The organism is Pseudalkalibacillus decolorationis (assembly GCF_024609785.1).
GTDB classification, from domain to species: domain Bacteria; phylum Bacillota; class Bacilli; order Bacillales; family Fictibacillaceae; genus Pseudalkalibacillus; species Pseudalkalibacillus decolorationis.
In genome coordinates, this window is the sequence record NZ_JANHJQ010000008.1 from 14,000 (window position 1) to 33,106 (window position 19,107).

General features: G+C 40.2%; 15 protein-coding genes, 1 pseudogene and 1 riboswitch. Of the genes and pseudogenes, 2 read left to right on the forward strand and 14 right to left on the reverse strand.

The window, feature by feature from the left end; genetic code table 11:
• Positions 1-7: 7 nt before the first annotated feature.
• The 5 genes from NON16_RS09085 to NON16_RS09105 form a co-directional block, all read right to left on the reverse strand.
• On the reverse strand, positions 8-1,663 hold the full coding sequence (locus tag NON16_RS09085; protein WP_257348572.1) for a PhoX family protein: 1,656 nt from the start codon (positions 1,661-1,663) through the stop codon (positions 8-10).
• Between the two features lie 292 nt (positions 1,664-1,955).
• On the reverse strand, positions 1,956-3,191 hold the full coding sequence (locus NON16_RS09090; protein WP_257348573.1) for a homoserine dehydrogenase: 1,236 nt from the start codon (positions 3,189-3,191) through the stop codon (positions 1,956-1,958).
• Between the two features lie 33 nt (positions 3,192-3,224).
• Positions 3,225-4,535 (reverse strand): O-acetylhomoserine aminocarboxypropyltransferase/cysteine synthase family protein, encoded by a 1,311-nt coding sequence (locus NON16_RS09095; RefSeq protein WP_257348575.1) that lies wholly within the window; start codon positions 4,533-4,535, stop codon positions 3,225-3,227.
• An 89-nt stretch (positions 4,536-4,624) separates the two neighbouring features.
• Positions 4,625-5,746 carry a homoserine O-acetyltransferase MetX gene (gene metX, locus NON16_RS09100; RefSeq protein WP_257348576.1) on the reverse strand — a complete coding sequence of 374 codons (1,122 nt, stop codon included), beginning with the start codon at positions 5,744-5,746 and terminating at the stop codon, positions 4,625-4,627.
• Between the two features lie 128 nt (positions 5,747-5,874).
• Positions 5,875-5,984: riboswitch (SAM riboswitch) on the reverse strand.
• Between the two features lie 83 nt (positions 5,985-6,067).
• Positions 6,068-8,257, reverse strand: coding sequence for an anthranilate synthase component I (locus NON16_RS09105; protein ID WP_257348577.1), 2,190 nt, complete (start codon positions 8,255-8,257; stop codon positions 6,068-6,070).
• Positions 8,258-8,891: 634 nt separating this feature from the next.
• Between NON16_RS09105 and NON16_RS09110 the strand changes: the two genes are divergently transcribed.
• Entirely contained in the window at positions 8,892-9,368 is a 477-nt protein-coding gene (locus NON16_RS09110) for a DUF4367 domain-containing protein (protein WP_257348579.1), read from the forward strand.
• 73 nt (positions 9,369-9,441) lie between these two features.
• Here the strand turns inward: NON16_RS09110 and NON16_RS09115 are convergent, their stop codons facing one another.
• The 6 genes and pseudogenes from NON16_RS09115 to NON16_RS09140 form a co-directional block, all read right to left on the reverse strand.
• Positions 9,442-10,416, reverse strand: a complete 975-nt coding sequence (locus NON16_RS09115; protein ID WP_257348581.1) for a ring-cleaving dioxygenase — start codon at positions 10,414-10,416, stop codon at positions 9,442-9,444.
• Between the two features lie 274 nt (positions 10,417-10,690).
• On the reverse strand, positions 10,691-11,302 hold the full coding sequence (gene wrbA / locus NON16_RS09120; RefSeq protein WP_257348584.1) for an NAD(P)H:quinone oxidoreductase: 612 nt from the start codon (positions 11,300-11,302) through the stop codon (positions 10,691-10,693).
• A gap of 85 nt (positions 11,303-11,387) precedes the next feature.
• Positions 11,388-11,993, reverse strand: a complete 606-nt coding sequence (locus NON16_RS09125) for a flavin reductase family protein (protein ID WP_257348585.1) — start codon at positions 11,991-11,993, stop codon at positions 11,388-11,390.
• Positions 11,994-11,997: 4 nt separating this feature from the next.
• Complete coding sequence (locus NON16_RS09130; RefSeq protein WP_257348586.1) at positions 11,998-12,615, reverse strand: alpha/beta hydrolase; 618 nt, start codon at positions 12,613-12,615, stop codon at positions 11,998-12,000.
• Positions 12,612-13,095 (reverse strand): annotated as a pseudogene (locus NON16_RS09135) (VOC family protein). Before NON16_RS09135 ends, NON16_RS09130 begins: the two are co-directional and overlap by 4 nt.
• Positions 13,096-13,188: 93 nt before the next feature.
• A complete protein-coding gene (locus NON16_RS09140; RefSeq protein ID WP_257348587.1) occupies positions 13,189-13,632 on the reverse strand; it encodes a MarR family winged helix-turn-helix transcriptional regulator in 444 nt (147 codons plus the stop codon).
• A gap of 190 nt (positions 13,633-13,822) precedes the next feature.
• On the opposite strand from NON16_RS09140, the gene NON16_RS09145 reads away from it, so the two are divergent.
• On the forward strand, positions 13,823-14,896 hold the full coding sequence (locus NON16_RS09145) for a CotH kinase family protein (RefSeq protein ID WP_257348589.1): 1,074 nt from the start codon (positions 13,823-13,825) through the stop codon (positions 14,894-14,896).
• Between the two features lie 64 nt (positions 14,897-14,960).
• Here the strand turns inward: NON16_RS09145 and NON16_RS09150 are convergent, their stop codons facing one another.
• The 3 genes from NON16_RS09150 to NON16_RS09160 form a co-directional block, all read right to left on the reverse strand.
• Positions 14,961-15,635 (reverse strand): DUF2642 domain-containing protein, encoded by a 675-nt coding sequence (locus NON16_RS09150; RefSeq protein WP_257348591.1) that lies wholly within the window; start codon positions 15,633-15,635, stop codon positions 14,961-14,963.
• A 223-nt stretch (positions 15,636-15,858) separates the two neighbouring features.
• Positions 15,859-17,217, reverse strand: a complete 1,359-nt coding sequence (locus tag NON16_RS09155) for an arsenic transporter (protein ID WP_257348592.1) — start codon at positions 17,215-17,217, stop codon at positions 15,859-15,861.
• A 379-nt stretch (positions 17,218-17,596) separates the two neighbouring features.
• On the reverse strand, positions 17,597-18,514 hold the full coding sequence (locus NON16_RS09160; RefSeq protein ID WP_257348593.1) for a hypothetical protein: 918 nt from the start codon (positions 18,512-18,514) through the stop codon (positions 17,597-17,599).
• Positions 18,515-19,107: the final 593 nt, after the last annotated feature.

The following is a 19,107-nucleotide window of genomic DNA, read 5'->3' on the forward strand; positions in this document are numbered from 1 at the left end:
TCCTCCCTTAAAATCCTGTAATAGCAACGACACCTGGTCGTGGCATTTTATCTCCAGAGCGATGCGGCCACATGCTCGTTGGATTCGATAGACTTTCTGTTTCCTCACCTGGATGTTGGATGGATAAGAATAATGTTGTTTCATCTGGTGTAAAGGATGGACCTGTAAGTTCTGCATCTCTTGGTGCGGAGGCGAATTGAAAGGCAACACCTTCGTCTTTACCTGCAGTCGGGATAGCAAACATTCCGTTGTTGCCAAACGGTTCCCATATCCCATTGTTCAACTTACTGCTGGAAATATCGGTAACGGTCCACAGGTTTCCATCCTCATCAAATGTAAGGTTATCCGGTGCACTGAACCCACTTTGGATTCCACCCGCTGCAAAGATTGCAAATTGGAATTCAAGGGAACCATGGTCGTTATCTTTTTCAAAAAATCTAGTAATATGACCATGCATGTTTCCATGACGATCATTGTTCGTGTGTGCGATGAAGATTGATCCATCAAACGGGCTTATTTCAACGTCTTCAGGGCGATCTGTTGGAGTTCCGCCAATCAATATAGAAGCTTCATGACAATTCACAACTACATCGGCTTGTGTTTGGAACTTGTTCAATATTTCCTTATCGTCTCCGGCTGCATCTCTTACTGCTTCAACAGTAAGCGGTAGCCATGCACCTTTACTCAGGCTTGCAACATAAAGCGTTCCCTCTTCTAGTAGGTTTGCGTTCTTTTTACCGGCATTTGGGTCGTATTTTTCTTTACTAATAAACTTGTAAACGCATGCATCCTTCTTGTCGTCGCCCATGTAGACAACAACTCGTCCATCCTTCGCTAATCCCATGCACGTATTCTCATGGTTAAAGCGTCCAAGTGCTGTATGTTTTCGCACCGCAAAACGTTCATCAAATGGATCCACTTCAACGACCCAACCGTAATGGGTCTCATTTAAATTTGCTACCTCTGCTGTATTTTCGAAGTTTTCCTCGCACGTTAACAGTGTGTCCCAAAGTGTTTTACCCCCAGAACAGTTGGCAAACGTCCCTTGAACCATTGAAACGCTCCCAATCGCATGAGAGTTCTTAGCTGGTCCTGTAAGTTGAATAGGAGTTAGTCCAGAAACGCGTCGAGCAAATTTAGAAGTCGTATCTAGCTGCCAACCATTTTTTCCTTTTACAACTTCGATTATCGATCCACCTTGGTTATACAGCACCGTTTGGATTTGGGAAGCACTATGGTTCTCCAATCTTCTACCAAACACAAAGAGATCATCTACATATTCATGGTTCACCCATAAAAGACCGCGTTCCTCTTCACCTTTATGTTTATGTGTTTGCTGGTTATTAATTGGAAAGTAAAGTGTAAAATCGTTATTAAAACCGAACGAATCTCCTCTATGATTGATCGGATCACCATATGCTGCGATTACGTTATATTGATATCCTTTTGGCAACACAAGGTCGTCTTTGCTTGTAGGTTCAATCGGCTTAAATTTAAGTGGGCCGTTTTTCGGCTTCTTCTTATTCGGCTTGTGAAAATGTCCTTTCGCTTGAACCTTTTCTACCACTCCATTTAGACCTGTACTGGCAGCAGCAAGGGCTACTGTTCCTGTTCCTACGTATGTAAGAAATTTCTTGCGATCCATCTTAGTTGACAATCTCATTCACTCCTTATATCTGGCTACAGAACTAATCATAAGGTGAAATTGTTAACCTACTATTAATCTAGTTTTAATTTTGTCGAATAAACAGAAAGATAGTAACCTTCTACCTGCTTCATTTTAAAGAAAGAGCACATAAAAGAAGGTAACCATCGTACTTTCGGCTACCTTCTTTTATGAACCTGATTTCGAATATCTATATATAAATTCCGCCAGTAATGCATAAGTCCTATTCGGTTTGTTTAAATGTAAAGTTCATGTGAATTTTTGCTTACTATTATTAAAAGAATCAAAGTTACGCAGTTACGACAGCCTTCCTAATTGGTAGAGATGAGCTGCTAGCGACAGGATAGACGACAAGGTCACTGTTTTTTAACGTTAAACGTTCAAGCTCTGACCTGTTTGTTTTGATTAAACGAGCAGTAACATGTTTTCCTTGATCACTAATTGATTCTTCAAACAGCGTAACCCCTTCAAATGGGTCATCTGAGTTTCCGATGACAAACCAGGTTTGTGTGCTATCTTCAGAAATGCTTGTTAATGTTCCTCCTTTTAAAGGATCCGATTGCTGTTCTCCATTAATCACAGTTACGAAATCTTCAATGATTGCACTTGCCGTTGGAAACTTCCCTGCACCTGGACCTTGCAGCTTTAATTGACCAACCAGGTTTCCTGTTAGAGCGATAGCATTGTCGACCCCTTCAACGGAATATAGTGGATGGTCTTCTGAAACAACTTTTGGTCCCACCTCGACTTTTAAGTTTTTATTCTTATAGGTTAATGATGCGACATGCTTAATCCTAAATCCGAATGATTCAGCGAGGCTGATATGATTTAAAGCTATGTCCCGGATACCTTTACGAGTGATGCTTTCCCAATCAGGTTGTTGGCCGAATAACAACTCAGAGAGAATCACGATTTTATAAAAGGCGTCATGTCCGTCAATGTCATTGGAGGGGTCTGCTTCTGCATATCCCTTGTCCTGTGCCGATTGAAGCGCATCCTGAAATGAAGATTGCGTATTACGGATATCACTTAAAATGAAGTTCGAAGTTCCGTTTAGTATGGCTTCGATCTGTACCACCGAATTGACCTTCAGAAGTTGTCGAAGGGTACCAATTATTGGAATACCACCTGCGACTGATGCTTCATACGAAACGCGCACATTGTTTTCCGATGCTCTTTGTTTCAACTCTCGACCTTTATGTGCAAACAATTCTTTGTTGGCAGTAATGATATGACAGCCCTTATCAATTGCTTTCGATAAGTACGTATAACCAGGTTCAACTCCAACAATTGCTTCAATAACCACATCAAGATCCGGTATCGCCAATATTTGATTGATGTCTGAAGTAACTAAGATCTCCGGATTGATGTTCCGTTCTTTCTTCTCGTCATGTATTAAAACACCTGAAACTTCAACACGTTTACCAAGTAAAATGTCTAACCGTTCTTGATAAGATTGGATGATTTCATATACACCGCTACCAACTGTTCCGAAACCCAGAAGTGCCACTTTGATTTTCCCCATTTTTCCCCTCCTGTTTGTAATTAAATACTTTGTTTAGTTCACCTGTTCTACTTTATGACTTGTTGCAACCTTGATCGCTTGGTCTAAATCGTCAATAAGATCGTCGACATGTTCAATTCCGATCGATAGACGAATGAGATCTTCAGTGACTCCTGAAGTTACGAGTTCATCTGCATTTAATTGCTGGTGGGTAGTGCTCGCAGGATGAATGATTAAGCTTTTCGCATCTCCAACATTCGCAACATGTGACCACAGACTGACATTGTTAATCACTGCAACACCGGATTCTCTACCACCTTTTATTCCAAAAACTACGACCGATCCGGCACCCTTAGGTAAGTATTTTTTTGCCAAATGATAAGATGGATGTTCAACTTGCTCCGGATATAAGACCCAACTTACACCTGGATGGTTTTCTAAGTAGGAAACGATTTTTCTCGTATTTGCCACATGCTCTTTTATACGAACATGTAACGTTTCAATCCCAAGTGCAATTTGGTATGCACTATTTGCACTTAATGCTGGGCCGGTGTCTCTTAATAGTTGCACGCGTGCTTTGATTATAAATGCCGTTTCAGGTAAAGCTTCTGCATAAACGATTCCATGATAACTATGATCCGGCTCCGTGAACCCAGGAAACTTCGGTGAGTTCCAATCAAATTTCCCTGCATCCACAATTAAGCCGCCAAGTGTCGTGCCATTTCCTCCTAGCCACTTTGTAGCCGAATGGACAACAATATCAGCGCCGTGCTCAATAGGTCTGCATAAATAAGGGGTCGCAAATGTGTTATCGATGATCAAAGGAATGCCAAATTCGTGAGCAATGTTGGCGACTGCTTCAATATCGAGTACATGCAAGCCTGGATTCCCGATTGTTTCGGCAAAGATTGCCTTTGTTTCTGGCGTGATCGCGTTACGGAAATTCTCAGGATCGGCCGGATCGACAAAGTGCGTTTTAATCCCGTACTTTGGCAGTGTTGTTGCGAAAAGGTTATAGGTTCCCCCGTATAAAGTTGAAGCCGAAACAATCTCGTCACCGGCATGAGCGAGATTCAGAATCGAGGTGGAAATCGCTGCCATTCCACTTGCGACTCCAAGAGCTCCAATACCACCTTCCAGCTGGGCAACCCGCTCTTCAACTACATTCACAGTTGGATTCCCAATTCTGCTATAAATATAACCCTGTTCTTTCAAGGCAAATAGATTCGCCGCATGATCAGTATTTTCAAATTTGTAAGCGTTAGACTGATAAATCGGAAGTGAACGTGCTCCTGTTGCAGGGTCTGCCTCTAGCCCTCCATGTACACCAACTGTTTCTAAACGAAAATTCTTATTCTCACTCATTACCGTCACTCCTCTGTTTTTTTAGTAAAATTGATGACTTAACTCGTTATTCACCGTTCAGCACTGCCTTTTGTCCTATTAACTCGTTCTCATAAGGCTTTCTTTTCAGCGTTGATCCCGCTCTTTACCAAGTTCGTTTGTTTCAGTTTGTTCCGGAGTATATACCCCCACTTCTCAAATTCAACTAGAAACCCGTCATGACCAAATTTCGTTTCTACCTCGAAAAAGTTAGCCTCTACTTGGTTTCCACACGATAAGACCAATTGTTGAAGCATTTCTGGAGTGTAGATCAAATCATTACTAAAACCAATTGCAACAATCGGTGCTTGGATATGTTGAACAGCTTCCTGCCACCCTCCCCTTCCTTTTCCAATATCGTGAAGGTCCATTGCTTTTAATAGGTACAAATAACTGTTTGCATCGAAGCGTTGTGTTAACTTTCCCCCTTGATAATTGAGATAAGATTCAATCTCGAATGCTGGATCTCGGTGGTGCTGGAGCCCTATCGGAAACTCCTTACGTTGAAACCTTTCACTGAACAATTGATCGGTCCGATATGTCAGCATTCCTATCATTCTCGCAAGTGCCAACCCGTTTTCAGGACCAAGACCCTTTGCATAATTCCCATCGTTCCAGTTCGAGTCGTTCAGAATCGCAGTCCGAGAAATATGGTTAAATGCGATTCCGAAATCACTAAGTCGAGGTGTTACAGCAAGTGGGAACAGTAACTCCATCAGCTGAGGATATTGGATCCCCCATTCGAGAACCTGCATCCCACCGAGTGAACCGCCAATGACTGCTTTTAAATGATGAATTTTTAATTTTTGTAAGGCTAGAAATTGTGCATTGACTATATCTTTTATTGTGATGAACGGAAATTGTCCTTGATAAGGTTCGCCGGTAATTGGATTTTCGGAGGTTGGTCCAGTTGAGCCATCGCATCCACCTAGGACATTAAACGTTAAGACTTGATACTTCGTCGTATCGATATAGCCTCCTTGGTTAATTAGCCCACTCCACCAACCTGGGTGTTCATCATTACCGACTGTATACTGGTTACCGGTTAAGGCGTGACATACAAGAATCACCGGGGCATCAATTGGTCCTGCCCGTTCAAAAGCCAATTCGACCCTGGGAAGTGTAGTGCCAGATTCTAACTTGATGTCACCGATTTTGACAGTTCCGTTTTCATAAAATAGTTGCTCGGTCATGGTATTCCCCCTTTAAACGATCCAGTTGTTACTCGCAAATTAAAGTTAAAACGCATAAAAATTCCTGTTTTTAGCCATCAAAAAAGCCTCCCTGAGATTACAGAGAGGCAAAATGTACACATTTGTCTCTCTCATCTCTCAAAGCTTTACGCTTTGTTGGATTTGGCACCATTTCAAACAAATGTTTGACGGTTGCCGGGCATCATCGGGCCAGTCCCTCTGCCTCTCTTGATAAGAGTTTAAAAAATCATTTAATTTAGTTTTGTGAAATTATTATGGATTGTAGCACGCTAAAAAAATAGTGTCAACGGTTATTTATTATTAATTTTCAGACGGTACCTTCACACGTACGTGTTCCATCACATTATTAATTATTTTCAAACCGATTTTGTCAGCGTTGGTTAAAATTGATTCCGGATGAAATTGAACTGCAAAAATTGGTAAGTGTTGATGTTGCACTGCCATAGGTACATTTTGTTCCGACTCCCCTACAAGATCAAGACTTCTAGGAATCGATTCAGCAAATAAGGAATGGTATAGACTTGCTCGAAATTTGTCCGGTATTCCCTTCCAAAGTGAATCCGTATTGTCCACATGTACAACTGTTGGTTTTCCATGCTGAGGTGTTTTCAATATAGTAATCTTCCCGCCAAAATACTCGATAATTCCTTGAAAACCTAAACAAACTCCGAAGATCGGCAAATCCTTTCTCAAACATATCTCAATCGTTTCAGAAATTTTGAAATCCTCTGGTCTTCCAGGTCCAGGTGACAAAACAATCAGGTCATAAATAGGATCTTTCCTAATCTCCTCCCTTGCCAGATGGGCTCTTAATGTTCGGACTTCCGCTCCAGTTTGTCGTAAAAAGTCTGCTAAGCTATGGACAAATGAATCCTCATGGTCAACGAGCAAAACCTTTTTACCTACACCTGCCCGATACCCCTGTTCATCACAAGGTCCATCATTGTCAGTTGGCTTTCGAACAGCCTGGATTAATGCGGCTGCTTTCGTTAATGTCTCCTGTTCCTCCGCTTCAGGAATCGAATCGTATAACAATGTTGCGCCAGCTCTTATTTCAGCAACACCGTTTTTGATGTTCATCGTTCTTAACGTTAATCCAGTGTTTAAATCCCCGTTGAAGCCATACCACCCGACAGCACCGCCATACCACCCTCTCGGTGATGCTTCATGATCTTCAATCCAGCGAATCGCCGCTTTTTTCGGTGCCCCAGTAATCGTAACAGCCCACATGTGAGTCAAAAAGGCATCAAGCGCGTCAAATTCTGGACGAATTCGGCCTTCAACATGGTCTACTGTATGAATTAAATGGGAATATAGCTCAATTTGACGCCTCCCAATCACCTTCACAGAACCGGGCTCACAAATTCGGGATTTGTCATTACGGTCGACATCGGTACACATCGTCAGTTCATCTTCATCCTTTGTCGAGTTTAATAACGTTCGTATTTGTTCGGCATCTCCCATCGCATCTTCGCCTCGTTTAATCGTTCCTGAAATTGGACATGTTTCAACTCGACTTCCTTCTGTCCGTACATACATTTCAGGGGAAGAACCAACAAGGTACTCATTTCCGAGATTGATGATAAATCCATATGGACTAGGATTAATGTCCTGTAATCGTGTGAAGACCTCAGATGGGAGCTGCTCACACTTTTCAAAAATCGAATGAGAGGGAACGACTTCAAACAAATCTCCTTTTTTGAAAGCATCCTTCGCAATGTTGACTTTTTCAGCATACAATCCAGGTTGAAACGTTTGTGGGGGATTCTCCTTCGAAAAAGTTGGTTGGCGATAAGTCCCACTTCGCTTTAATCCATTTGTCACTTTCCCTGTAGACGGAACTTCAAACTCATAGGATAGCTGATAAGCTGCTTTTAGGTCATGATCCACAACAATTAATTGATCAGGAATAAACAAAACGAGATCATTCGATTCTTTACTACGATCATGCTTCAAAGGGATCGGTTCAAACTGAAAAAGCAGGTCATACCCAAATGCCCCATATAAACCAAGAAACGCATCTTGATCAGATTCAAATAGAGTTTTAACCGCTCGTATGACCGTGAAAATGGAAGGTTGCATACTGCGCTTTTCTTCTTCATATACTTGATGATTGTCTATCACTCGACCACTCAGCACATTACCCTCAAGTGTTACAGAACTAATTTCATCCAGTTTCTCCAATGCTCCATAAATCGATGATAATAAAATTTCACCTCTTACGTTTTGTGCCTCGAATACAAACGTTCTACCCTGCGCACTGAATTCCATCATTGGGTTATAAAATCCAACATCCCAACGAGTGTATCGGCCAGGATATTCATACCGGCTGGAGAACAGTGCACCTTTTCGATAATCAATTTCTTTTAAGATACCATCCGTCGCATTTTCATATTCGAGTACTTTCTTCTGTCTAGATATATGGATTCCACCACTCGTTGTATAAGAGGTGTTACCAATTCGGTCCTGGTCATGCGTTAATATACTCATATACTATTTCCTCCAATGATGGAGAAGAGGAAGGATATATTTTCTCTAGCTCTTCTCTACTAATCTCAACAACCTCGGCTCACTCTACTCTTCTAATTAATTCGAAATCGTATCTCTGCTATTTCTAAAGCATCAGCAATATCATTCACATATCAAGCAACACGAATTAAGTCCAAATGACTTTACTAATAGTAAAAATTGATCGTTGAATAAGCCTGTTGTATTCAGGAATTTTAAAAATATATGTACTTCAAGGTGGAATAAACCTCTGTTGTATAATCGGAAAGGACATCTCTATCACACTCCCTTTTCAGAAAGAAGATAGAGCTGAGGAAAATTTAAATGGACTTGGAAAAACGATTGATTGGAGAGGGTCCATATCAATTCTAGTTTAACCAATATACTCTATTGTTCTCGCCTCAACTCTTCTAACTAAGCTCTACTCATCTCAACTGAAACTAATTTAAAACGTAATTACATCCTAGATGAGGTAATTAAAGATGTCAAGGTATTATCTGAATCTAGATGCTAAGTTAACTTTACTTTTATTAGGAATTTTCAGGAACTAAATTGGAAAATAACGATACAATATTATCAAATAATTACTCTTTCATGCTTTTTATAGGAGGTAATCATGGAATCCTCACAAAGTATTTTAGACCAAATAAGCGTGAAAATGAAAATCATGCAGACCTTAATCGGGATAATGGTTTTATTCATTATTGCAGGAACATTGTTAAGCTATTTACAAATGTCCCCTAAGGTTGTCAGTTATATCGTTCCCTTTGAAATTTCAACTCCTGAACAAATACCGTTTGACACGGATGAAAGTTACGCAAGCATTGTCAGCCTTGAAAAGGTAAAGGTTATTTATAAAAATAAAAACGAAGAATTAGTCCTTTGGATTACTACAGATATTGGCTGGAATAATGTTTCTGACTGGGAAGAGAAAGTGAACCTAGAAGATGGGACCGAAGCCTATTACACAGAATTCCAAAATACCAAAATGCTATCTTGGCAAAATGATGGATTGGAATACGCCTTAGATTATTCTGGTACAAAAGATGTTGGTGAAAGAGAATTATTAAAGATTGCAGATTCCATCAAATAATTTTATTAAAAAGAACCAGATACTCCTAAGATTCTTGTTCATTTGGAGTGATCTGGTTCTTTCAATGCTGGAATCAGCTATTATTTAGTGAAATCGGCTTCAGTTTGGCTGTAATTTCTTCGCGTTGGTCTTCAAGGAATGGTGGAAGAGCCAGTGATTCTCCGAGGTGTTCAGTTTTCTCATCTGTATCGAAACCTGGACCATCTGTTGCGAGTTCAAATAATATCCCATTTGGTTCACGGAAATAGAGCGATTTAAAGTAAAAACGATTAACAAAGCCTGAATTCGGGACGCGAGCACCACGAATTCGACTGATCCATTCATGAAGCTCTTCTTCATTATCGACTCGGAATGCAACATGATGAACACCGCCTCTTCCTTGCCGTTCTGGCGGTAGATCACTACGTTCCTGGATGTGAACCTCTGCACCCGTTCCACCTTCTCCTGTTTGATAAACGAGCAAATCCGGCTCACCTTTCACTTGAGAAGGATAGTTACCCGCTTCTTCAAAACCAAGAAGTTCTGTTAAAATCGTTACCGTCGGACCAAGATCATGAACAGTTAAATAAATGGGGCCTAAACCCTGGATACCGTATTCACTTGGAACCGGGCTCTTATCCCAAGAAGTTCCTGAAGCGACACCAACGTTATTTTCATCCGATACAAACATCAATCGTTGACCTTCAAAATCTTTGAAAGTGAATGTTGCCCGTCCAGCGCGTTCAACAATCTCATCATGTTGTATACCTTTTTGCTCGAAACGTTTTTTCCAGTAAGATAATGCCTCATCACTGGGAACACGAAGTGAAGTCGTTGAAATGCTGTTTGTTCCTTCATGATTTTGTGCGATCATCGGGATTTCAAAAAAGGTAAGTTCGGTCCCTGGATTTCCTTTTTCATCACCATAAAATAAATGATAAACAGACGTATCATCTTGGTTAACAGTCTTCTTTACAAGTCTCATTCCCAAAGTGTCTGTATAGAAATCTACGTTTTTCTGTGCTTTGGCTGTTAATGCAGAAACATGATGGATTCCTTTTAGTTGCATACTATATCACCCCTTTTTAAAAGCGGAAGCGCCCCGTTCAGGTGTGATAAAGAAAACTTGGTAAACGCCAAGGCGATTACCTTAGTTGCCCTTATGCCTGTGGTGCAAGCGCTGGAGATTCTGTAACACAACACGCTTTTTGTGTTTGTGGAAGAATCGAAGCGACCTCGAACACCTGGGCGCTGAAGCTAGACATTACATCTTTGCATCAAATTTTTATACTTCCTTGTAAAAAGGATGTGTGGGAGAGGACCTCTCCCACAATCCTCACCTATTATTGCTGGCCTTGATTCACCCAAGAAGCTACTGTTATTGTACGTTTTGCTTGGTGCTTAACAGCTGCTTCAACATCTTCAATCATGTTACCATCTTGATCGACAGAGACACTCGTTCCATAAGGGTTACCGCCTGCCGCGAAAAGAACTGGATCTGTGTAACCTGGTGATGCTACAATTGCACCCCAGTGGTGCATCGTTGTATAGAGGGATAGAATCGTTTGTTCTTGACCCCCGTGCGGATTTTGTGCGGACGTCATTGCACTAACGACTTTATTCGCAAGTTTTCCGTTGAACCAAAGTCCACCAGTTGTATCGATGAACGATTTGAATTGAGCTGGAACGTTTCCGAAACGAGTTGGTACACTGAAAATAAATGCGTCTGCCCACTCAAGGTCATCCAGTGATACTTCTGGTACATGCTTCGTTTCTTCATAATGCTGTTTCCATGCTGGATTTGATTCCATTACACTTTCTGGAACCGTTTCTGCTACTTTAAGTACTTTAACCTCTGCCCCAGCCTCTTTCGCTGCTTCCTCAGCCCATTTTGCCATTTTGTAGTTTGTACCGGTTGAACTGTAATAGATAACTGCTACTTTTACGTTACTCATTGATAAATCTCTCCTTTTTAATCTTTGATTTAATTTTCCTAGCATTCCCATATTAATTACCACCATTCTCTAAGCTTAAATAGTTTTATCTAGGTCTTTTTAAAGAAAACACCTCCCCTAACTTTGCATAATTACTTCCTGCGAGGCGACTAACCGGCAGTAGGCCTGATGCATCAATTCGACCTTCCTCATACAACTCATCAAGGATGTGATAACACACAATTCTCCCAATCAGTAAATCACAGCTCGTCTCACCATTTCCGAGTTCAATCGCTTGCTCCAACTTACACTCGAAACGGATTTTCGCCTCTTTAACACCAGGTACCTGAACCCTGTTACTTTCAACAGGTGTAAGGCCCGCCTCATCTACTTCACTTTGGTCAGATGGCAGATTTGCGGCAGTTTTATTCACCTTATTTACATAGAATTCATCGGTAATATGCACGACGAATTCACCCTTGAAAATTGCATTGTGAGCTGTATCCTTCTGTTGTCCCTCTTGCCGTTGCACAGACACTGAAATCATCGGTGGATCGGAGGAAATGATATTAAAATAGCTAAACGGTGCCCCATTTAACACCCCCTTTTCTGATAGTGTTGTTACAAACGCGACAGGACGCGGAATAATACTTCCCGTTAAAAACTTATAGTTGTCTCGACTCGATAAAGTTTTCGGATCAATTGTTATCATCGAATCATCCTTTTTGGTGAAAGTTGTCTTTATACCACCATGCAGCGGCATCCACTTCTGACCCGGTTAATTGGTGACCGAAACTTTCCCAATGAACAGTCACGTCGGCACCTGCCTCTTTTAACATGTGTATAAGTTCTTCAGTTTCTTCCGGCTTACAAATCGGATCGTTTTTCCCTGCACCAATAAAGACTGGTATACCAGTTAAATCAGGTAAGTCAATTCCGCGACGAGGTACCATCGGATGGAACAAAATCGCTCCCTTTAACGATTGTTCATAATGAAATAGAAGGCTTCCCGCTATGTTAGCACCATTCGAGTATCCAACAGCGATGACTTGATCACGATCGAACTCCCTTTCACCAGCTGCTGTATCGAGAAATTCATAAAGCTCCCTTGTACGGAAAATCAAATCTTCTTCATCAAAAACGCCTTCTGACAATCGTTTGAAAAAGCGTGGCATACCATGTTCACTAACATTTCCTCGAACACTCAAAACAGATACTGTATCATCAATCATACTCCCGACCGGTAATAGATCATGTTCCGTCCCTCCTGTCCCATGTAAAAGTAGGAACGTGCTTTCATTTTGAGTACTCTCTTTTTGAAAAAGATGCTTCATGATTGATCCCCCTTTTTTATATATGGAAGTGTTACAGGTAATAGAATTTGTTCAATTTGAGCACGGTTCGGCTCGAGCCAGGATGGTAATTTCAAGCTTTCCCCAAGCGATGCAACAGGCTCATCATGGGCAAAACCTGGTGGATCTGTAGCAACTTCAAATAAAATCCCACCTTTATCTAAAAAGTAAATGGCATTAAATCCAGAAAGACAATGCATTTTCAGGGACAACAAAGCTTGTAACTCCTACTTGTCCTGTTCCTATACGGCCTTTATATGCTCCGGGCCACGGAAAAAAAGTCATGATGCTTCCCGGACGCCCTGTTTCATTACCAAAATAAAGATGATAAGTTCCTGGGTCATCAAAATTCACTGTTTTCTTAACCAGCCTTAACCCTAGAACCCCAGAATAAAAATCTATATTTTCCTGCGGGTCACCAACGATTGCAGTTATATGATGGACTCCAGCGGTTTGTTTCATACGAATTCACTCCCTCTTTAATGTCAATTATTTTATATTCATATATCTTGATTTCAAGATATATGACAAAAAGTAAGGTCAGACGCAATTAAATCATGATTGTGCGAGACCGACCTTCTTTAATAGTACAATTAGTGTTTCCTTTTCCTCATTGGTGAGGTTTTGAAACATCGCTTCAATTGATTTTGAATGCTCAGGGAAAATTTCATCCATAAGCGCTCTCCCTTTATCAGAAATATGCGCATAAATGACACGACGATCTTCAGGACATCGTTTCCGCTCCAGGTAACCTTTTGCCTCAAGCTTATCAACTACATAAGTGATGCTGCCGCTTGTGATCAGGATCTGTTCCCCAATTCGTTGAGTCGGTTGCTCCCCTTTATGATAAAGCAACTCTAATACCGCAAACTCGGTAACACCTAATCCGTGGCTTCGAATGTCCTTCTTTATATGTTCCATCACAGCATGGTTCGTTCTTGAAAGGACAACCAGCGATTTTAAAGATAAATTAGTTGCCTTCTTTTCGTTATTATTCATCAGCACCAAACCTTTAATTGAACTGTTATCTTGATTTCAAGATTAATAGTATCAAGATATTTTTATTTTGTCAACACTACTGTCCCATACCCACTACCAAGGATTTAATCGGCATAGACCGGCACACACGGAATGACTTCACATATAGTGGAATAAGGCGAAATCTCAGAACTAAAGTGGGTGCATAACAATGGCTCTACCAGTATACTCGATTTTGATTGATTCAAAACAATATTACAACCTGACGAGAAACATTTGGTCAGCTAGACCGGTCGAGGCTCAAATTAAGATTGCAGACAGTGTATTTGATATTGACCTGCTATACCGTGGCTCCCATATTCGGGAATTCTCAAAAAAATCGTACCAACTCATCTTTCCAAAAACAACTGCAGGGGTCAATGAAATCCACTTAAATGCTGAATATATGGACAAATCTTTAATCCGAAACAAACTATCTCTCGATTTTTTCTCAAGTATCGGCGTGTTATCACCAACATCAAAACACGTTTTGCTATCTATTAATGAAGAAGACCAAGGTATTTATTTGCAGCTGGAATCTGTTGATCGAAACTTTTTAAAAAGGCGAAAGTGTCCGGTTGGACCAATCTATTATGCAGAAAATGACGATGCCAACTTTTCCTTGAAAAGTCCTATTGATAAAGATGTTAAAAAGTCATTCGAATCTGGGTATAGTCGTAAGGAAGGTTCTGCAAGAGATGATCTTTCTTTGCGGGAACTTATTTATAAAATCAACACACTTTCAAATTCTCAATTCGAAGATGGAATTTTAAATTATGTGAATATTAATAAGTATTTACGCTGGTTGGCTGGAGTTGTCTGCACGCAAAATTTCGATGGGTTTATTCATAATTATGCCCTTTATCAGAACCCGAGGACAAATTTATATGAAGTGATTCCATGGGATTACGATGCAACTTTTGGGCGCGATATTAACGGTGATGAATTGGAATTTGATTACATTCCAATCACAGGTTACAACACGTTAACCGCACGTTTATTAGATACTCCTTCATTTCAGAGAAAATATGTTACGATTTTGGAAGAAGTTCTTAGTGATCAATTTACTACCCGAATTTTAAATAAAAAAATAAACAAGATGCATAGAAGACTTAGACCTTATGTACTCGAAGACCCTTATCTAGCAGCATCCGTTGACCAATTTGATGCAGAGTCTGAATTAATACTAAACTATATTGATAAACGCAATAAGTATTTAAAAGAACATTTGACTGATCTAACCTGATTGATTTCGTTGGAAAAGCTAATGACTCCCAGCGTTAATCACCAGGAGTCCTGTATGTGCTTTCTCATAATGAAGGAAAGTGTAAGGTTTTTACATGTTGTAGGTTTGTATAGATTGTTTGGTTTCTTGCCAAAACCAGCTCAATTTGTCCATTTTCTATTTTGATCAACTTTCCTATTTTATTCGGATCCTTTCCGAGATCAAAGACAGCAGCTTTCCCAATATTTCGTTTGCATTGCTCTTCGAATGTTCTTGATAAAGGTGTACTAGTTGGGATAAGAGGAAGTTCTTCATTATCTAAGGAATAGGGTCGGTGACTTTGTTTATAAGGTTTCAACCATTTTAAATGCTGTAAGGGAACATACAGCGTTTTATGAACGGGTGAGAAAAAGACAAAGTAATCGTTCATCACATTCGTTACATATCCATGTATCGACTGGTTGCTTGTCACAAAGATTTCTGTAAAAACACCTTTTGCGTTGTTCAAAGTATTTCTAAGTGAGATCGAATCCTCTTGATTTCCAATCGGATCCTCATCTGGTTTTGAAATTTCACCAGTGTCGTTCTCACAGTTGAAATTAATGTAATGCACGTGAATTAACGGGATATACAGAAAATCTTCTCCGTCATAAATCACAACGATATTCGAACCCGTATCAATCAATATTCCTGATATTACAAGATTTCCACTCATAGTTACTTGAACTAGTTCTCCGATAAAATTTGCGAATATATTCAATGTTATCCTCCCTCCCTTATTAGTACATGTTTAAAGAAAAGCGCAAGCGCCATGAGTAGCCACGAAGGACACTGGAAGGCCATCGAGGAGGCTGTCGCCGCCGCAGAGGGACTGAAGTGATCCGAGGGGCTAGGCGCTGCAGCTAGACATCGCATCTATGCAGCAATTTTTTATACTTTCTTAACGTGTAAAGAAATGAATCTGATTTAACTTCCTGTTAGCCCTAACTGAAGACCCAGTTTGACCAAAGATAGAGACTAATCAAACTAACAAGCAATCCAATCGGAATCGTGACAATAGCTGCTTTAATATAAGTTTTCCAGCTAACGTGTATGGAGTGTTCCTTTAAGATATACATCCATAGTAATGTTGCTAGTGTCCCTGCTGGTGTTAACAATGCTCCAATATCACTCCCAAGAATGTTGGCTAGATAGGTGACTTGAAGGGTATGGGGATCCAACCCCATCTCCGTTAGTGTAAGTGTCCCGATCATAACAGCCGGTAAGTTATTAAAGATGTTGGAGAGTACTGTTAGCAATCCACCCATCGTCATGATTGCATAAAACCGATCTGAATGAACGAGTGTGGAAAGGTTTTCGACTAAAATAGAGGTTAGTCCAATATTTTGCAATCCATATACTAGGATGTACATGCTGAAGGCAAATAGGAGAATATGCCATGGGGTTTTCTGAAAGACATCTTTTACTCCTGTCCCTTTTCTGGACCAACGTATTGCAATTAAGGCAATGGCACCAACTATTGCAATCACCTCTAGTGGAACTCCAAGCGGCGTTATCAGGAAGAATGCACCACGTGTTAAAACGATTACAACCATGCAAATTTTAAACATCGTCCAATCTACCTTGGTATCTACTGTTCGATTGGATAATGGGTGTGGATATGATCGTGATTTCCTTTGGTAGTTCCTCATTGTCAAATACAGATCAGGAAGCGTTTTCGGAATATCTTTTTTAAAATAGAAGAATAAGAGGATAACTGTTGTTAAGATCCCAATCATCGAGGGGACAAACATTAAGGTTACGTAGTTGTTAAGATCCAATCCGATAATTTCAAGTGCGATCAAATTCGCAATATTACTGATCGCAATCGGAGCACTTGAAGTTGTTGCGGTAATTGCTCCCGGCAAGAGAAATGCAACCTTTTGATGTGATTTTAAATTAAGCATATTAACGGTCTTGATAATAATCGGGGTCGTTATAAGGATGCTTCCATCATTGTTAAAGAACAGCGTCATTAAATAACAGAGTAAATTAACGTAGATGAATAATCGTATACCTGATCCTTTCGCTTTATTAACCAAGTTATAAGCTACCCAGTTAAAGAACCCGATGCTCTCAAGGACAATCGACATGACAATCGATGATAGAATGGTAATGGATGGACCGCTAACCATATTAAAAATATCGAATAAATCTGTTAGCGGTACAACACCCAATAGTAGAAATAAGCTTGCCCCTATAACGGTCGGAATCGTCTCATTAACCCTTCCAGACATCCATACCATTACAAATATCGTTAAAGAAAAGATTGAAATCGTCATCAATGAATGATAATCAAGCATTCGTTTTCGCCTCGCATTTGAAGGAGGCGGAATCTAGCGGAATCGGTTTACGCTCAATATGAACGTTTGTCTGGTGACTATCCTGGTTATTCTCTTTTGTGTCTTTAGAAGGCTTTAACAGTATATATAAAAAGTATCCCTGAAGGAATATATATAGTGTAACTAACAATCCTCATTCCTCCTTTCATAAATACGAGTGCGCACTCGACTACCTGGTATAGGTTTTCAAAAAAACGGCAAGGCCGAACCTTGGTATCGGCTGAGCCTTGATTACAATTACACTCGGCTCTTAAACTTTCCCCGGTTTTACTACCGGCAAAAAGCTCGACTTCCTAATGTGTAAAATTATCGTTCAAACCATTTACCGGTGAGGGAGAAATTAGGATAGTTTAAACCAACCTTTACGTTCTAAGCTAGATAGAGGCTTTTGATATTTTGAACTGTCTTTGTGAGAACGTCCTTTTGATCCTCTGGATTTTTTGCTATTACCATACGGATCGTTGTGCATATATTTATCGGATCCGGAACGATGTGCTTCTTTTACAGCATCGTAAACTTTAGACCTTTTATTGTCGTACGAAGACTTTTTCTTGTCATCAGAACATTTATCTTTTTTACCTGATGATTTCTTGTCGTAAGAACATTTATCTTTCTTGCCTGATGACTTTTTGTCGTCAGAGCACTTATCCTTCTTGCCTGATGACTTTTTGTCGTCAGAGCACTTATCTTTCTTGCCTGATGACTTCTTATCATCCGAACACTTATCTTTCTTGCCTGATGACTTTTTGTCGTCAGAACTTTTATCTTTTTTGTCTGATGATTTCTTGCCACCTGACCTTTTACCTCCAGAAGATCTTTTACCAGAATGATGCTTTGCTGATTTTGCAGAACTTACACTTTTAAGGTGCCAGATGGATAAGAATACAATCTCATCACCGACTATTAGTTCCAAATGCTTTTTGGAAATTTCGTTGACAACACCTTCAATACTTTCAGGGCCGCCTCGGTTCACCTTAACCTTTCTGTGCTTGAATTCTTTTAAAATATCCGAAAAGCATTCTCCATCATGAAGCTTCACCTTGCGAGAAGTTTTCCAGTAATTGTTTGCATTAATGGATACCCCTTTAACATGATCAAGCTGATAATAGATCACTTCATCTTTCTCAGTTTGAATAGCTATGAAATCTGACTTTACAGCTAGTAATCTACCAGACCGTGATTCCGGCCCTCCTAAATTCACTTTAACCCATTGACCCTTTAACCCAGCGACTTTATCGACAGACGTACTGTATTTCATTAAGCTTCCTCCTTGATAATAGTTTGTTTGAGTACTCTTGTCCTTGCAGTATATGTGCCATGTCGTGAAGGAGATATAGCCATTCGCATAATTCTTGTAAAAATGGTTATATGGATGACAGACAGTTGTCCCACATTGAGATTTTAAAGAGGTTTAATAGGGACAAAAACCATGATTTAAGGAGGGGAAATAGTGTTTGCGCGAGTGAAATTCCGCGAATGACGAGATTGATTTGCTTAAGGTGGAGGTTTACAGGATATATGAAGGCTTATGCCGTGGTAGGTAAATGGTTATGCGGGAACTCCTATAAGAGAATGATTAAAGAGAGGTTCTATTTAAAGTTTGTTTATATTTACCTAGTAGATTCTTATAATGTAAGCTAAGAAAAACCTGAGTGAAGGAAGAACACCTCCACTCAGGTCCTTTTTTGTTCAAAGCACATCCGATAGCTTGTAATCTACGCCATGTTTTCCTTTGTAGTACTCAGGACATTTCGCCTCCTCCACAGATTTCGCAGGAAAACTTTGGAGGTACAGAGGGATCTCCTCCTCCATCCATCAATATTCATACCGTGACCGAGGGCTGTATTCTTG

What these genes read in the sequence shown, in the direction of transcription:
- NON16_RS09130 (WP_257348586.1), bottom strand. Translation starts at nt 12,615, where the DNA reads ATGAAGCATCTTTTTCAAAAAGAGAGTACTCAAAATGAAAGCACGTTC.
- NON16_RS09105 (WP_257348577.1), bottom strand. Translation starts at nt 8,257, where the DNA reads ATGAGTATATTAACGCATGACCAGGACCGAATTGGTAACACCTCTTAT.
- NON16_RS09085 (WP_257348572.1), bottom strand. Translation starts at nt 1,663, where the DNA reads ATGAGATTGTCAACTAAGATGGATCGCAAGAAATTTCTTACATACGTA.
- NON16_RS09115 (WP_257348581.1), bottom strand. Translation starts at nt 10,416, where the DNA reads ATGCAACTAAAAGGAATCCATCATGTTTCTGCATTAACAGCCAAAGCA.
- NON16_RS09125 (WP_257348585.1), bottom strand. Translation starts at nt 11,993, where the DNA reads ATGATAACAATTGATCCGAAAACTTTATCGAGTCGAGACAACTATAAG.
- NON16_RS09140 (WP_257348587.1), bottom strand. Translation starts at nt 13,632, where the DNA reads ATGAATAATAACGAAAAGAAGGCAACTAATTTATCTTTAAAATCGCTG.
- metX (WP_257348576.1), bottom strand. Translation starts at nt 5,746, where the DNA reads ATGACCGAGCAACTATTTTATGAAAACGGAACTGTCAAAATCGGTGAC.
- NON16_RS09160 (WP_257348593.1), bottom strand. Translation starts at nt 18,514, where the DNA reads ATGAAATACAGTACGTCTGTCGATAAAGTCGCTGGGTTAAAGGGTCAA.
- wrbA (WP_257348584.1), bottom strand. Translation starts at nt 11,302, where the DNA reads ATGAGTAACGTAAAAGTAGCAGTTATCTATTACAGTTCAACCGGTACA.
- NON16_RS09145 (WP_257348589.1), top strand. Translation starts at nt 13,823, where the DNA reads ATGGCTCTACCAGTATACTCGATTTTGATTGATTCAAAACAATATTAC.
- NON16_RS09110 (WP_257348579.1), top strand. Translation starts at nt 8,892, where the DNA reads ATGGAATCCTCACAAAGTATTTTAGACCAAATAAGCGTGAAAATGAAA.
- NON16_RS09090 (WP_257348573.1), bottom strand. Translation starts at nt 3,191, where the DNA reads ATGGGGAAAATCAAAGTGGCACTTCTGGGTTTCGGAACAGTTGGTAGC.
- NON16_RS09155 (WP_257348592.1), bottom strand. Translation starts at nt 17,217, where the DNA reads ATGCTTGATTATCATTCATTGATGACGATTTCAATCTTTTCTTTAACG.
- NON16_RS09095 (WP_257348575.1), bottom strand. Translation starts at nt 4,535, where the DNA reads ATGAGTGAGAATAAGAATTTTCGTTTAGAAACAGTTGGTGTACATGGA.